Annotated in this window: 14 protein-coding genes; 10 read left to right on the top strand and 4 right to left on the bottom strand. The window is 65.8% G+C overall.

The window, feature by feature from the left end; all coding sequences use genetic code 11:
- Window positions 1-4: 4 nt before the first annotated feature.
- Window positions 5-1,183, top strand: a complete 1,179-nt coding sequence (locus ACR65K_RS16320) for an ABC transporter substrate-binding protein (RefSeq protein ID WP_440154052.1) — start codon at window positions 5-7, stop codon at window positions 1,181-1,183.
- A 76-nt stretch (window positions 1,184-1,259) separates the two neighbouring features.
- Here the strand turns inward: ACR65K_RS16320 and ACR65K_RS16315 are convergent, their stop codons facing one another.
- Window positions 1,260-2,201, bottom strand: coding sequence for a carbohydrate kinase family protein (locus ACR65K_RS16315; protein WP_440154051.1), 942 nt, complete (start codon window positions 2,199-2,201; stop codon window positions 1,260-1,262).
- Between the two features lie 42 nt (window positions 2,202-2,243).
- Window positions 2,244-3,041: an alpha/beta hydrolase family protein gene (locus ACR65K_RS16310; RefSeq protein ID WP_440154049.1), complete on the bottom strand. Its 798-nt coding sequence runs from the start codon at window positions 3,039-3,041 to the stop codon at window positions 2,244-2,246.
- 139 nt (window positions 3,042-3,180) lie between these two features.
- Here ACR65K_RS16310 and ACR65K_RS16305 point away from each other — a divergent pair, with 139 nt between their 5' ends.
- The 3 genes from ACR65K_RS16305 (at window position 3,181) to ACR65K_RS16295 (ending at window position 5,360) form a co-directional block, all read left to right on the top strand.
- Window positions 3,181-3,828, top strand: coding sequence for a cyclodeaminase/cyclohydrolase family protein (locus tag ACR65K_RS16305; protein ID WP_440154048.1), 648 nt, complete (start codon window positions 3,181-3,183; stop codon window positions 3,826-3,828).
- Window positions 3,829-3,949: 121 nt separating this feature from the next.
- Window positions 3,950-4,906: a hypothetical protein gene (locus tag ACR65K_RS16300; RefSeq protein ID WP_440154047.1), complete on the top strand. Its 957-nt coding sequence runs from the start codon at window positions 3,950-3,952 to the stop codon at window positions 4,904-4,906.
- An 82-nt stretch (window positions 4,907-4,988) separates the two neighbouring features.
- Window positions 4,989-5,360 carry a hypothetical protein gene (locus ACR65K_RS16295; RefSeq protein WP_440154046.1) on the top strand — a complete coding sequence of 124 codons (372 nt, stop codon included), beginning with the start codon at window positions 4,989-4,991 and terminating at the stop codon, window positions 5,358-5,360.
- Between the two features lie 183 nt (window positions 5,361-5,543).
- Here ACR65K_RS16295 and ACR65K_RS16290 read toward each other — a convergent pair whose 3' ends face one another.
- Window positions 5,544-6,203 carry a GntR family transcriptional regulator gene (locus ACR65K_RS16290; protein ID WP_056330427.1) on the bottom strand — a complete coding sequence of 220 codons (660 nt, stop codon included), beginning with the start codon at window positions 6,201-6,203 and terminating at the stop codon, window positions 5,544-5,546.
- Between the two features lie 241 nt (window positions 6,204-6,444).
- Between ACR65K_RS16290 and ACR65K_RS16285 the strand changes: the two genes are divergently transcribed.
- The 6 genes from ACR65K_RS16285 to ACR65K_RS16260 are packed head-to-tail and all read left to right on the top strand — an operon-like array spanning window position 6,445 to window position 12,582.
- On the top strand, window positions 6,445-7,659 hold the full coding sequence (locus ACR65K_RS16285) for a 4-oxalomesaconate tautomerase (protein WP_440154158.1): 1,215 nt from the start codon (window positions 6,445-6,447) through the stop codon (window positions 7,657-7,659).
- Window positions 7,656-8,681 (top strand): amidohydrolase family protein, encoded by a 1,026-nt coding sequence (locus ACR65K_RS16280; RefSeq protein ID WP_056330424.1) that lies wholly within the window; start codon window positions 7,656-7,658, stop codon window positions 8,679-8,681. The genes ACR65K_RS16285 and ACR65K_RS16280 overlap by 4 nt, the downstream gene beginning before the upstream one ends.
- A gap of 20 nt (window positions 8,682-8,701) precedes the next feature.
- On the top strand, window positions 8,702-9,385 hold the full coding sequence (gene ligK, locus ACR65K_RS16275; protein ID WP_056330421.1) for a 4-carboxy-4-hydroxy-2-oxoadipate aldolase/oxaloacetate decarboxylase: 684 nt from the start codon (window positions 8,702-8,704) through the stop codon (window positions 9,383-9,385).
- A gap of 55 nt (window positions 9,386-9,440) precedes the next feature.
- On the top strand, window positions 9,441-10,361 hold the full coding sequence (locus tag ACR65K_RS16270; RefSeq protein WP_440154044.1) for an amidohydrolase family protein: 921 nt from the start codon (window positions 9,441-9,443) through the stop codon (window positions 10,359-10,361).
- A gap of 41 nt (window positions 10,362-10,402) precedes the next feature.
- A complete protein-coding gene (locus ACR65K_RS16265; protein WP_056330416.1) occupies window positions 10,403-11,809 on the top strand; it encodes an MFS transporter in 1,407 nt (468 codons plus the stop codon).
- A 32-nt stretch (window positions 11,810-11,841) separates the two neighbouring features.
- Window positions 11,842-12,582 (top strand): SDR family NAD(P)-dependent oxidoreductase, encoded by a 741-nt coding sequence (locus ACR65K_RS16260; RefSeq protein ID WP_440154042.1) that lies wholly within the window; start codon window positions 11,842-11,844, stop codon window positions 12,580-12,582.
- 9 nt (window positions 12,583-12,591) lie between these two features.
- Here ACR65K_RS16260 and ACR65K_RS16255 read toward each other — a convergent pair whose 3' ends face one another.
- Window positions 12,592-14,169: a glycoside hydrolase family 32 protein gene (locus tag ACR65K_RS16255; protein WP_440154040.1), complete on the bottom strand. Its 1,578-nt coding sequence runs from the start codon at window positions 14,167-14,169 to the stop codon at window positions 12,592-12,594.
- Window positions 14,170-14,373 lie beyond the last annotated feature (204 nt).

The following is a 14,373-nucleotide window of genomic DNA, read 5'->3' as shown; positions in this document are numbered from 1 at the left end:
CCCCATGGCAAACCCACACGAGACGAGTCCGCAAAACCAGCAGCCATCCACCCGCATCGTCGCGGGCGGCCCCGCCAGACCCAAGCGGCCGCTCGGCCTGAAGATCGGCGTCGCGGCAGCCGCCCTCGCCCTCATCGGCGGTGGTGCCGCCGTCGCCTCCGCCGTCAACAGCGGTGCGCCCGCACCGGCAGCCGACGCTGCCCCGGCCGGCAACCCTGCCGCCGAGCTGAAGCTCGGCTACTTCGGCAACGTCACCCACGCGCCGGCCCTGGTGGGGGTCAGCCAAGGTTTCATCGCCAATGAACTGGGCAGCACCAAGCTCAGCACCCAGGTGTTCAACGCCGGCCCCGCAGCCATCGAAGCCCTGAACGCCGGCGCTATCGATGCCACCTACATCGGGCCCAATCCAGGCATCAACTCCTTCGTCAAGAGCCAGGGCGCATCAGTGAACATCATCGCCGGCGCCGCAGCCGGCGGCGCGCAGTTGGTGGTGAAGCCGGAGATCAGCTCCCCCGCAGACCTCAGGGGCAAGACGCTCGCATCGCCGCAGCTCGGCGGCACGCAGGACGTCGCGCTCCGGGCCTGGCTCACCTCACAGGGCTACAAGACCAACGTGGACGGCAGCGGGGACGTCGCCATCAACCCCACGGAGAACGCCCAGACCCTGAAGCTGTTCCAGGACGGAAAGCTCGACGGCGCGTGGTTGCCTGAGCCGTGGGCGTCGCGCCTGGTGCTGACAGCTGGAGCGAAGGTCCTGGTCGATGAAAAGGACCTGTGGGACGGCTCATTGTCCGGTAAGCCGGGAGAGTTTCCCACCACCATCCTGATCGTGAACCAGAAGTTCGCCTCCGACCACCCTGACACTGTCAAAGCCCTGCTGAAGGGCCACGTAAAGTCGGTTGAGTGGCTGAACGCCGCACCGGCCGGCGAAAAGGCCACGGCCATCAACGCCGCGCTCAAGGAAGCGGCCGGCGCCGAACTGAAGGCCGACGTCATTGACCGGTCCCTCAAGAACATTGTCTTCACGGTGGACCCGCTGGCCGGGACCTACCAGAAGCTCCTGGCCGACGGCGTGACTGCCGGCACCACCAAGCAGGCGGACATCAACGGCATCTTTGACCTGCGGGCTCTCAACAGCGTCTCCGGCGAAAAGACCTCGGCTGCGGGGCTCGGCAAGGAGTAGCAACACCCCCATCGATTGCTCCGTAAATGTCCTTTTGAACCCTCAGAACGGCATTTACGGAGCAATCGATTCTTGCTTAAGAGTTCATTTCCACCGCGTTCAGCTCGGCCCGCGTGGGCGGATTGGCGCCGGGGCGGGAAACCGTGACGGCAGCGGCCTTGGCGGCATGTGCCAGGAGTTCGGCCAGCCCCTCGGCGGGAAGCTCCCGCAGTTCCTGCCGGTTCTGCGCGCCGTCCAGCTCCCGGTCCACCAGGCCGGACAACAGCGCCGCCATGAAGGAATCCCCGGCCCCCACGGTGTCCGCCACGTCCACCTTTGGCGCAGGCACCTTGGCCTCGCCGGCCCGGCACACACCCCAGGGCCCATCCGCGCCCCGTGTGACCACCACCATCGCCGGGCCTTCCTCTCCCCCCAGCTCCAGCCATTTGCGGGCCGAATCCAGCACGTCCTGCCCGGGGTACAGCCAGGCCAGGTCCTCGTCGGAGGCCTTCACCACATCGGAAAGCGTGACGAACTTCTCGGCCTGCCGGCGCGCGAAGTCCACATCAGTAACGATGCTGGGCCGGCAGTTGGGATCGAAGCTGATCGTGGCGGAGGGGTGGGCATATTCGACGGCGGCCAGCACCTCGGTGGCACCCGGCACCAGCATCGTCGCAATGGAGCCGGTGTGCAGCAGCGTGGTGCCCTGCAGCATGAAGCCGAGCCGGTCCGCGATTCCCGGCAGCTCCCAGGCGAGGTCGAACGTGTAGGTGGCGGCGCCGTCGTCGTCAATCAGCGCCGTGGCCACGCTGGTGGGCAACCCGTCCGGGGGCAGCGGCAGCATCACTGAACTGGCGCGCAGGTGGGCCGCGACCGAATCGCCGTAGGCGTCCCGGCCGTAACGGCCGATGAACTGCACCGGATGGTCCAGCCGGGCCAGGCCCACCGCAACGTTGAGCGGGCTGCCGCCCACGTGGGCCTCGATTCCCGAGGCGCGCTGGACAACGTCAACAAGGCCTTCGCCGATAACTGTGAGCATGGACATACTCTGCCAGAAACGCAGCCCCGTCAGCAGTTCGTGTCAGCGGAGCAGCCGGCCCACCAGTGCCCGGCACGTAAGATACGCCTCCGCCGTGACGTCGATCAGGGCGAAGTGGTCCCCGGGCACCATGACCAGCTGTGCCGGTACGGGTCCGGACTGGCTAGCGTCCACATAGCTGGTGGACATGCCGAGGGGGACGTCGCCGTCCTTTATGCCGTATACGGCATATACAGGAATATCCAGCGGCAGCGCGGCCATGGGGTCAGCGTACCGATGGCGCTCCGGGAATTCCGACGACGGCCCGGCCAGCAGGTTTGCCACCGCACCATCGCTAAGGCTAAGCCGCTCGGCCTCGCCCAGGTTGAGGACGCCCGACTGGCTCACCACCCCGGTGAGGCGGACGCCGTCGTCAGTGTTTTTCACCTGGCCGCCTTCCGCCGGGACCAGCCCCTCCAGTTTGTGTCTGCCCGCCGCCCACACGGCCAGGTGTCCGCCGGCGGAATGGCCCAGCGCCACCACCTTGCCCAGGTCCAGCGCCTGCGGTTCCGCCAGGTCAGCCAGCTTGTCGATGCCGGCCAGGATGTCCTCGAAGGTGCCCGGCCAGCCCCCGCCGTTGCCGGTGCGCCGGTATTCGAGGTTCCAGGCCGCCATGCCGTGCTCCGCCAGGTCTTGCGCCAGCGGCTCACCCAGTTCGGCCCCGTATGTGGAGCGCCAGTATCCGCCGTGGATCACCACCACCACGCCCTGGTGCCTGGCGCCGGCCGGAAGGTCGGGGAGGAAAAGCTCACCCCACTGGCTGGGGTCCGGGCCGTAGTCATAGCGGTGGCGTCGTGTCACACTGGCCCACTTTAGCGGTCCCGGTCACCGGGAAGACGCCGTGTTTGCGCAGGCAGAACCATCAAAACTGGGCCAGTTCGTGCGGAGCGCCATGCGGCATGTCCGTTTAGCCGCACCGTCCTATGGGCACGGTTCCCGTATGGAAGATCAGGAAGTGACTACGCAAGCGTCAACGGTGGAAGAGTGGACGCGCGCGCTGGCAGAATCCACGGGCTCCCCGGGCGGAGGTGCCGGGACAGGACTGATGCTCGCCGTCGCTGCCTCGCTCACGTCCATGGTGGCCGGCTACAGCGGGAACGACGGCGGGGAGCCGGCAGGGATACGGACGCGGGCACGGGCACTGCGTCAGGAAGCCCTGCGCCTGGCGGATGACGACGCGTCCGCTTCGAAGGCGTTCGGCGCCGCCTTCCGGCTGGAGCCGGGACCGGACCGGGACGAAGCGATTCGCCGCGCCTCCGTGGACGCCGCCGCCTCCTCTGCAGTGCTCGGCGAGCGGGCCATTGCCGCCATTGACGACCTCGCCTGGCTGGCAACCAACGGCAACCGGTCGCTGGTGGCGGACGTCGTGGTCGCATTTGGTGCCCTTCGGGCCGCTGTTGCCGGAGCGCGCACCAACGTGAGCTTTGACCTCGGGTCCCTGCGGTCCGCCGGCGCCACCCTGGACCAGGTCCGGGAGCAGCATCCGGACCTGTGGGCCGCCGTCGAGAAGCTCAACGGCGCCATGGACCGCCTTGACGAACTGACGGCCGCGATTGACCACCGTGCCGCCCCCACCGACGCCGCCTGACCTGCCCAAACTCCTTGAGAGCTTCATATGGGTTGTACCGGTCAGTGGTTGGACTCTGCCCCTGGCCTGTGCTTATGGTGGGCAGCATTGTTTGCCGGTGAGCCTGGGGGAGGCGTACAACGTGAAGTCAAGACTCGATGCCTGGGCGTTTCTCCGCCCGCTGCTGCTCGCCCTGGCGGCGGCTGCATCGTGGATCGCATTGTCCGCCACAGGCGCATCTGCCGACTCTTCCGCTTCCAGCGACCCACTCCCCGGTGCTGGCCCGTCTACCGTGATCGCGGTCCCTGCCACGGTGGCCCATCCGGCCAAGGACATCCTGGAACCGGTAGAAGCAGGGCTGGGCGGCAACCTGGCATCAGCTCCCGCTTCCTCCATCCCAACCCCCGCCACAGCGCCACCCATCCACGCGGCAGTGGAGGAAGTGACGGGCATGGTTGATCAAGTTGTGGAGACCGTTCCGGTGGTCGAGCGGATGGTGCCGGACGGCACGGTGGCGGCAGTGGTGGATCCCGCCGTCGGGAGCGTGGACGGCCTCGTCGGCGGGGCGGTGGGGACTCTTGTTCCCCTGGCCGGCGCCGCCCTTGAACCTCTTGACCCCGTACTGGAGCCAGTCATCGGCCCTGTGCCACCGCCAGTGGCTGCGCCGGAACGTGCACCGGACAGCTCTCCGCCCTTGGTTACCGAGGTGCCTCAGGTGAGTGGGGAGACGGCGGCGCACCCGGCCGAAACGGCAGCGGAGCCTGAGGGCACTGTGTCCGTTTCCGACCGAGTGACCAGCTTCGACAGCCTGCACCATAACGGCGCGGCCTGCGATGCGCATCTGAGGCCCGCATCCGCAACGGCGGTGCTGTCCGCGGCAGGTCCTGGAGACGCACCGGTCGATGCACCGCAGGAACCGGCCATTCCCGCCGTCACCACGGGAGGAAGCAACCCGTCCGGGGGCCACGGATCAACCATGCCGGCGTGCCTCGGCGCCTATCATTTCCAGATCCCTCCGGCCGACTGGGCCGCCGCCCAGGCCAGGTTGTTAGCTGTCCCCGCACCGGTGTCCTTCGACCCTGGTTCATCTCCTGACTAGTTGAGGCCCTTCCGCAGCCACAGGCGGAGACGAGCCCAGCCCGGTCTATGCAGTAGGCCAGTCCAACTTTCAGGAGAACTTCATGATGCACCGCAATATCCGTGGCTGCCTGCTCGGCGCCGTGATCGCACTCAGCCTTTTGGCCTCTGGTGGCGTCGCCGCCCACGCCGCGGATACCACCTCAGGGACGCAAGGACTGCCGTCCGGGACCCAAGCGGCAACCACCATCAACACCGCCACCGGCCTCTGGGCCATTCCTCCGGCGGCCACCCTGCCGGCTGTAAACCGACCCGCCGTGGCCACTCCCGTGCTTGCCGGTCCGGGCATGTACCTCGCTGCGGCCCAGCCCTCCGCCGTAGACGCGGGCGCCAACGGTGGCCTGCTGGTGGTGGGCGTGCTGCTCCTGGCGTTCGGAGGACTGCTGGCGCTGATCCTTGGCAGGAAGCGCAGCTGACCTCTGCGCCTGCTGCCTGGCTGCTTCCGCCGGCGCGCTCCGTCAGGCAGCAGGGAGGGCGCTGCCCGCATTCATTCCCATGTGGCGCTGAGCCGAGCCGCGGGCTACTTCAACCTGTCCGTTCATCAGCCTCGACGTGGCCGCTACTGATGGACGGAATCCCTTATGAACGAGAAAAAGATACTAGGCGTGCGTTGAGCGGATGACGTCCGCGACGCTTTCCAGGTGAACTCGCATAGCTTCGGCGGCCGCATCGGGGTCGTGCGCGCAGACCGCATCGATGATTGCGAGGTGCTGGGGCAATGAAACGGCAGGACGGCCAGGTTGCCGGGCCAGCCGAAACTGGAAGCGCACGGCCTGCCCACGAAGGCGGTGGATAGTAGCAGCGGCCGTTTGCTGTGCACTTATTTCGATGACCCTCGCGTGCAGGGTCTGGTTGCTTTCCGAATAGGAATCCCGGTCGCCACGCTCCACCGCGTCCTTCATGCGTTTAGCGAGTTCCTGGAGTTCGGAGGCTTCGGCGTCCGTGATCCGCTCCGCGGCCTTACGCGCGCAGAGCGCTTCAAGGGCAGCACGTACTTCTGTAATTTCAACGGCTTCCTCCACGGACACCGCCCGTACGCGGGCGCCCCGGTTCTGGACCCGCTCAACCAACCCTTCGACGGTCAACTCCGCCAAGGCGGCACGTATGTTTCCCCTGCTGGCCCTGTACTCAGCAGCCAGGTCCGCCTCGACGAGACGTTGGTTGGGCACGAGTTCCCCGCCGACAATGGCCGAGCGCAGCACATTTACGAGTTCCGCCACGGTTAGCGAACGCCCCTCCAGGCCTTCGAGGGTTTCCATGCCTTTCCACCTCCATGCGCACCTAAGCAGCGAGCAATATTGTCAACAACTTCTCATCAGAGTACTTGGCTCCTTCGCCTTCGGCATCTGGACGCGGAAGAACCGTAAACATAAATGTACAAGAAATTGTTGACAATCTTGAATGTAACTTGGTTCACTTAAGGCGACGGCGCCGTTCCAAAGGCGTTCCCCGGATTACCAAAGGACGGACATGGATGAGAGCCTGAACAAAACGGCTGGAGTGGATCTACTCTTGCCGGAGAGCTCGCCTGAACCTGCTGGTGGAATCCACCCTTCAGGGGGCCAACTGGCGGTCCCGTGCTGGTTCATGCGGGGCGGGACATCTAAGGGCCCGTTCTTCCGCGCCACAGACCTGCCTAGGGATATCGCCGCCCGTGACGCCGTGCTGTTGGCTGCCATGGGATCCCCAGACCCCCGGCAGATCGACGGGCTGGGCGGCGCCCACCCGCTGACCAGCAAAGCGGGGATCGTCTCGGCCAGCGACCAGGAGGGCGTGGACCTGGAGTTCCTGTTCGCGCAGCTCCAGCCCACGACCAACGTGGTGGACACGACGCCAAATTGCGGCAACATGCTGGCCGCGGCGCTGCCTTTCGCGATCGAGGCTGGCCTTTTGACACCCGACGGCGACACCACCACCGCGCGCGTCCTCACCTTGAACACGAACATGATTGCCGAAATCACCGTCCAGACTCCCTTGGGTAATGGCGGCCGGTACGTCGACTACGCCGGAGACACCCGAATCGACGGCGTCCCCGGCACGGCCGCGCCGGTCACAATCAACTTCCTGGATACGGCAGGCTCGGTCTGCGACTCCCTGCTGCCCACCGGGAACCTCCGCGACAGTGTGGATCTCGACGGCGTCGGGCCGGTTGATGTGACCTGCATCGACAACGGACAACCCTTGGTGATCATCAACGCCGACGACCTGGGCCGCACGGGGCGGGAGTCCGCCGTCGACCTTAACAAGGACGCTGAACTCAAGGCCCGCCTTGAGGAACTGCGGCTGGCGTGCGGAAACCTAATGGGCCTGGGGGACGTGACGGATAAGAACTACCCGAAAATGACGCTCGTCTCTCCTCCCGCTGCGGTCGGCGCCCTCTGCACCCGCAGCTTCATCCCGCATGTCTGCCACGAATCCATCGGAGTGCTTGCCGCCGTCACCGCCGCAACCGCCGCAACCCTCAAGGGGACCGTGGCACACGACGCGGCCGTCCTCCCGGAGGGGACCGATCTCACCGTCTCGGTCGAACACCCCAGCGGCGAGTTTACTGTCCAGCTTGGCCTTGACCCTGCCGACCCCACCAGGGTGGTCAAGTCCGCGCTGATCCGAACCGCGCGGCTCCTCATGTCCGGTGAGGTCATGGTTCCCGCCTACCTCTGGAAGGCCGCCAACACCGAGGCGCCAGCCCTTTCTTCCCAGGAGCATCAACTGTGATTATCGACATCCACGGCCACTACACCACAGCCCCGCCCACACTCGGTCGATGGCGGGACCGGCAGGTGGCCGCCCTGAAGGACCCAGCCGCAGCACCGTCCCCGGCCGAGTTGAAAATTTCCGATGACGAGCTCCGCGAGAGCATCGAAGCGAACCAGCTGCGCCTCATGGACGAACGCGGCATCGACCTTACGGTGTTCTCGCCCCGGGCGTCGTTCATGGCCCACCACGTTGGCTCCTTCGAGACCTCATCGGAGTGGGCGGCCATCTGCAACGAGCTCTGCTACCGCGTCAGCCAGCTTTACCCGGAGCGGTTCGTCCCAGCCGCGATGCTTCCACAGTCCCCCGGAGTGGACCCAGCCACCTGCCTCCCCGAGCTCACCCGCTGCGTGGAGGACTACGGCGCCGTGGCCCTGAACCTGAACCCGGACCCCTCCGGCGGGCATTGGACCGCTCCCCCGCTGACGGACCGGTACTGGTACCCGATCTACGAAAAAATGATCGAGTACGACATCCCCGCCATGGTCCACGTCAGCACCAGCATCAACCCGGCCTTCCACACCACGGGCGCCCACTACCTAAACGCCGACACCACCGCCGTCATGCAGCTCATCCAGGGCGACCTGTTCGCAGACTTTCCCACCCTGAAACTGGTCATCCCGCACGGCGGAGGGGCCGTCCCTTACCACTGGGGGCGCTTCCGCGGCCTGGCCATGGCACTCGGCAAACCCACCCTGGACGAACACCTGCTGGGCAATGTCTTTTTCGATACCTGCGTCTACCACCAGCCCGGCATCGACCTGCTCCTGGACGTCATCCCCACAAAGAACATCCTCTTCGCCTCCGAAATGATCGGGGCCGTCCGCGATATCGATCCCTGCACAGGGCACAACTTCGACGACACCCACCGGTACCTTGACGCGGCAGGACTGAACGAAGCAGACCAGGCCGCCATCCAGGAACACAACGCCCGCACCGTCTACCCCCGCCTTCACAGCCTGCTCAAGCAGCAGGGCCGTTAGCCAACCCAGGAGCCAGAAACATGCAGGAACTCGGCGTGGTCCACACCTCCATCACCCGCGCAGTTGAACAAGACGTCAAAGCCCTTTCCGGGTTCGGCGTCAGCACCATTCATGAAGCGATGGGCCGCCTGGGCCTTATGCGCCCGTATATCAGGCCCGCCTACCCCGGCGCCAGCATGTGCGGCACGGCCGTCACCGTCCTACTCCAGCCCGGCGACAACTGGATGATGCACGTCGCCGCCGAACAGGTCCAGCCCGGCGACGTCGTGGTCGCCGCCTGCACCACCGAAAGCGAAGACGGCTTCTTCGGCGACCTCCTGGCCACCTCCCTTCAGGCACGTGGCGCGAAGGGCCTCATCATCGACGGTGGCTGCCGCGACATTGCGGCCCTCCAGGACATGGACTTCCCCGTGTTCAGCCGCGCCATCAACTCCAAGGGCACCGTCAAGGCCACCCTGGGCTCCGTCAACATCCCCGTGGTCTGCGCCAACGCCCTGGTCAACCCTGGCGATGTGGTGATTGCCGACGTCGACGGCGTGGTGGTGGTCCCCGCCGCCCGCGCCGCAGAAGTAGCGGAAGCAGCCCGTAAACGCGAGGAAAACGAAGAAGCAAAACGCCGTCGCTTCGCCAACGGAGAGCTCGGCCTGGACATCTACAACATGCGTGGACCCCTCGAAGCTGCCGGACTGCGCTATGTCGATTGACGGACCCTTGAAGACCGACGAACCGGACCAGGCCACGGCCGACCGAAGGAGCCCCATGGACACCGCATCCACAAAGACGCCGGGCTGGCTCGACTGGTACAGCAACCCGTCCAAGCCCCGCTTTCAGCTTCCGGAAGGAGCGGTGGACTCACACTGCCATGTCTTCGGCCCGGGGGCGGAATTTCCCTTCGCTCCTGAACGGAAGTACACCCCGTGCGATGCCGGCAAGGAACAACTTTTCGCCCTTCGCGACCATCTGGGGATCAGCCGCAACGTCATTGTGCAGGCCACCTGCCACGGCGCCGACAACAGCGCGATGGTGGACGCGGTGCAGGCAGCAGGAGGCCGGGCCCGGGGAGTAGCCACCGTCCGCCCGGACATCAGCGATGCGGAGCTCCAACGCCTCGATACTGCCGGAGTCCGAGGCGTACGATTCAATTTCCTCAAACGGCTGGTCAACGCTGCGCCGCAGGAGGAGCTGGCGAAAATAGCCCGCAGGATCGCCCCACTGGGCTGGCACGTAGTCATCTACTTCGAAGGAGAGGACCTGGAAGACCTTGAGGGATTCTTCGGGTCCCTGCCGACCCCATTGGTGGTGGACCACATGGGCCGCCCGGATGTGACCAAGCCGGCGAACGGTCCCGAGTTCAACCGCTTCCTGCGATTCGTGGAAAACAACGACGTATGGGTCAAGGTCAGCTGCCCCGAACGGCTCAGCGTCTCCGGTCCGCCGGCGTTGGAAGGGGAAACGGCGCCGTACCGTGACGTTGTCGCGTTCGGCCGCACCGTCGTCGAAAAATTCCCTGACCGGGTGCTCTGGGGAACCGACTGGCCCCACCCAAATCTGACCGATCACATGCCGGATGACGGGCTGCTGGTGGACTACATCCCCCAAGTGGCCACCACTACTGAACTGCAGCACAAACTGCTGGTCACCAATCCCATGAACCTCTACTGGCCCGGCGAAAACGCCTAGGCACCCGCCCTGATTCCCGTACCTTTGCCCCAAGGATTCCAATGATGCATTCCAACGCCGCCAACCGCCTTGACCGGTTGCCCATCTCAAAATTTCACAAGATCGCCCTCGTGGCCGTCTCATTCGCCTATTTCTTCGAGTTCGCCGACATCAACAGCTTCGCCACGACCGTTCCAAAACTCATCAAGCTGTGGGGTGTCACCGTTAACCAGGTGGCATACGTGACGTCCGCGTCCTTCGTCGGCATGTTCTTCGGATCACTCATCGCCAGCTGGATGGCTGACCGCTGGGGGCGCAAGAACGCCTTGGTCATCACCACGCTTTGGTACGCGTCCTTTTCCTTGGTAGCAGCCTTCTCCTGGGACATCGTGTCCCTGGGGGTGTTCCGGGTCCTGACCTCGGCAGGCCTGTCCGCGATGACCGTAGTGGCTGTCATCTATGTCAACGAACTGTTCCCGGCAGCCAAGCGCGGAAAGTACCAGGCGTACGCAATTGTCATCGGCATTTGCGGTACCCCTGCAACCAACCTCATCGCCAGCCTTGTAGTTCCCCTTGCGGACTGGACCTGGCGCCTTGTGTACGTGTGGGGCGCACTGGGCATTCTGTTTGTCCTGTTCACCCGCCGCCTTAAGGAGTCCCCGCGCTGGTACGAGAACAAGGGCGATTATGCGAAAGCCGACGCCATCCTGAACGAGATCGAAGCCGCCGTCAGCGCCGAGAAGGGGGCGCTTCCCAAGCCTGCAGCACCCGTCGAAGCACCCCGCACCACCAAGGCACCCCTAACGCTCCTGCTGCAGAAGAAGTACCTTGCGCCGACCGCCCTGCTGACCATCCTGTGGGTGACCCAAACCATCGGATTCTTCGGCTACTCCAGCTGGGCACCCACCCTCCTTGCGAAGGAAGGCTTCAGCGTCGAGAACTCCATCTTCTACGTGGCACTGACCACCGTCGGCGCGCCGCTGGGCTCGTACCTGGCTTCCCTCGTCACCGACCGGTTTGAACGGAAGTGGTGCCTGGTGGTCTTCGGCAGCGTGATCGCTGTGTGTGGCCTGCTGTACGGGCTCACCTTCAACCCCGTTCTCATCGTCCTGTTCGGCTTCCTGGTCAACCTGTTCGAACGCGGCTACACCGCACTGGCCTACGCCTACTCCCCCGAACTGTTCGACACCACCGGACGCTCCATGGGCACCGGCGTTTCCTACGGCCTGGGGCGCCTTTCCAACGCCGCCGGTCCGCTGATAATCGCAGCGCTCTACAACGGCAGCGGCTACCAGAGCGTCTTCTTCTTCATCGCCGGCACCTGGATGTTCGGCGCAGTTGCCCTGGCCATTTTCGGCCCAGCCACCAGGAAGGCGCGCTTGTCCGCCACCACGGGCGCCAATCCTGCGACTGGCCCGTTGGACGGCGCGGCCTCCGTCACTGCGCGCAAGGGAGGTTCGCAGCAGTAGCGTAGGGACACCACGAGCGAAAGGGGCCCCGCATGGCACGCGTCTTCATCACCGGATCCACCGATGGGCTGGGCCGGGCAGCGGCGGCATCCCTGTTGCGGGACGGCCACGAGGTGATCGTGCACGCCCGATCCGCCCGCCGGGTCCCCGCGGTCCAGCACCTCCTGGACCGCGGGGCACAGCTGGTGACCGGCGACCTCAGCATTGAAGAGGAAGTCCGGCAGATCGCTGCTGAGGCCGGCGGGATGGGCAGCATTGATGCCGTCATCCACAACGCCGGCGTGCTGGACGGACCGGCGCTGCTGCCGGTCAACGTGGTGGTGCCATACCTGCTGACCGCCCTCATCCCCGGACCGCGCCGGCTCATCTACCTCAGCAGCGGCATGCACCGCGGTGGCGACACCGGCCTGGAAGGCCTGGACTGGGCAGGACGAACGACGACGGCCTCCTACTCCACCACCAAGCTGCAGGTCACTGCGCTGTCGGCAGCGGTGGCCCGGCTGGTGCCGAGCGTCGCCAGCAACGCCGTGGACCCTGGCTGGGTGCCCACGCGGATGGGCGGCCGGTCGGCACCGGACAGCCTCGAACTGGGGCACCGGACCCAGGAGTGGCTGGCCACCAGCGATGATCCGGCCGCATTGGCCAGCGGCGGCTACTGGTACCACCAGCGCCGGAAAACCCCGCATCCGGCCGTGAAGGACCCCCAGTTCCAGGACGCCCTCCTGGCCCGGCTCGCGGCGCACACGGGCGTCACGCTCGACGCGCTGGGCTAGCCGCCACAGCTAGCCCGGGGATCCGGCCGGTGCCGCGAGTTCCCGGATGGTGATCCCGGAAAAGGTGGCCGGCCCGCCGTCGGTATACAGGGAGATGCCGGTATCACCTCCCGCAAAGTGCACCTGCTGGGAGAGCACGGTGTGCCCGGCGTTGACGAACACTTCCACGCTCTGGGTATCCACCAGGATGCGCAGGTGAACCGACCGGGCGTTGGCATCAATGGGTGCTGCGGCCCGCGTGAAGGGCACCAGCGAGTACCCGGCAAGGTCCGACGGACCCCGGTCGACATACAGCTCTGCGCCATATTTTCCGATGTTCGTGTGGCGGGCCCCGTCCGCAGACCGGCCCACGGATACCCCTACGTTGGCGGCGGCGTCCCAGGAGATGTCCAGTTCCAGCTCATAGGCCCGCCCACTCCAGGGCAATACGGCGCTTCCATCCACGATGCGCGCAGGGAGCCCGACGGTGGCCGTCACGTAGCCTGAAAGCACATTGGCGGGGCTGCTCAGCAGGCTGTACCAGCCCCCTTCCTGGCGCTCCAGGCGGAGTTGGCGCACCACCGAGTTCTGTCCGTTGTACCCGTCCGTGGCGTCGGTGGGAACATCCCGGGCGGCGTACTTCCAGTTGTTCATCCAGGCAATGGCATACCGGCGCGTCTCGGGTGCTTCGACTGAAGGCCACGTCACCGCCGCATACCAGTCCCATCCCCAGTCCAGCCATTGCGGGTGGTTAACGTCGTCTGCCAGGAACTGTTCGCCGTCCCACGTTCCGGTCCAGTAGGCGTAGGTCATGGGCAGTCCGATGCTGTAGGCATCCATGCTGGCGCCGAGCACCCCATGCCGGGTGCCGTCGTCGGCCGTCATCTCAAAAAGGTCGGGGCACTCGATGCCGCCCAGCGCGTGGTTGGGATAGTCGAAGTTGCGCTTCAGCTGCCATTCCCGCAGGTTGGCGGACGTGTAGAAGGCCGCGTACCTGGCCCGGCCGATCACGCACACCCACTCCCCGCGGGCCGCGTCCCAATGGATCTTCGGGTCGCGGAACCACTCCGCATTCTCGATCTCCGCCTGGCTGGTGGCCGTGCGCCCGTCGGTGTTGGCTATGACAGGGTCGGGCAAGGAGGTGAAGGTGTATCCGCCGTCCGTGGACCAGTAGAGATACTGCTCCTGGTACTTGCGGATGCCGCCCGTGGGCTGGGTTGCCAGGACAACAACAGCACCGGCGCCAAAGCCTGCGGTGTTGGCCGCATCCACCACTGCCGAGCCGGACCAGACGGGGAAGTCCGGCTGCAGCGGCAATGCCACGCCATGGTGCGTAAAGGCCACACCATCCGTAGTGGTGGCGTGGTCCCAGCCACCGTCAGCGTTGTTCCGGGCGGAATGCAGGTAGTAGAGGTGGTAGGCGCCGCTGAGGTAGACGGGGCGCTGGGGATCGCAGAGCCAGCCCGCGGGCGGAGTCATATGGTAGGCGGCCCTCAGCGAAGTTTTGGAGGCACGGGCAGGGGTGGATGGCGCGTTGCCCAGGACCAGGGCGAGCGCGCCGGCGCCCGAACCTTGCAGGACGTGACGGCGGGACAGGGCAGGGGTCATCCTTGACTTCCTCTCGGTAGGCGGCATCATCGCCGGAGCGCTCGTGGCCTCCGCGGCCCTCATTGGGCCCGTGGGATCGCCGTCGTGCTTAAGCGCTTTAGCAGGAGAGGATAGCCGCCGGCCGATCGGCTGGTCAAGCGTTTGAGCAGGTCAGCCTCCGTCATAATCACGGCAGGAACCGGCAGGAAAACAATTTTTGCTAAA

The sequence above is a fragment of the Arthrobacter sp. SAFR-179 genome, assembly GCF_059414945.1.
This window is presented reverse-complemented; position numbering and strand designations above follow the sequence as displayed.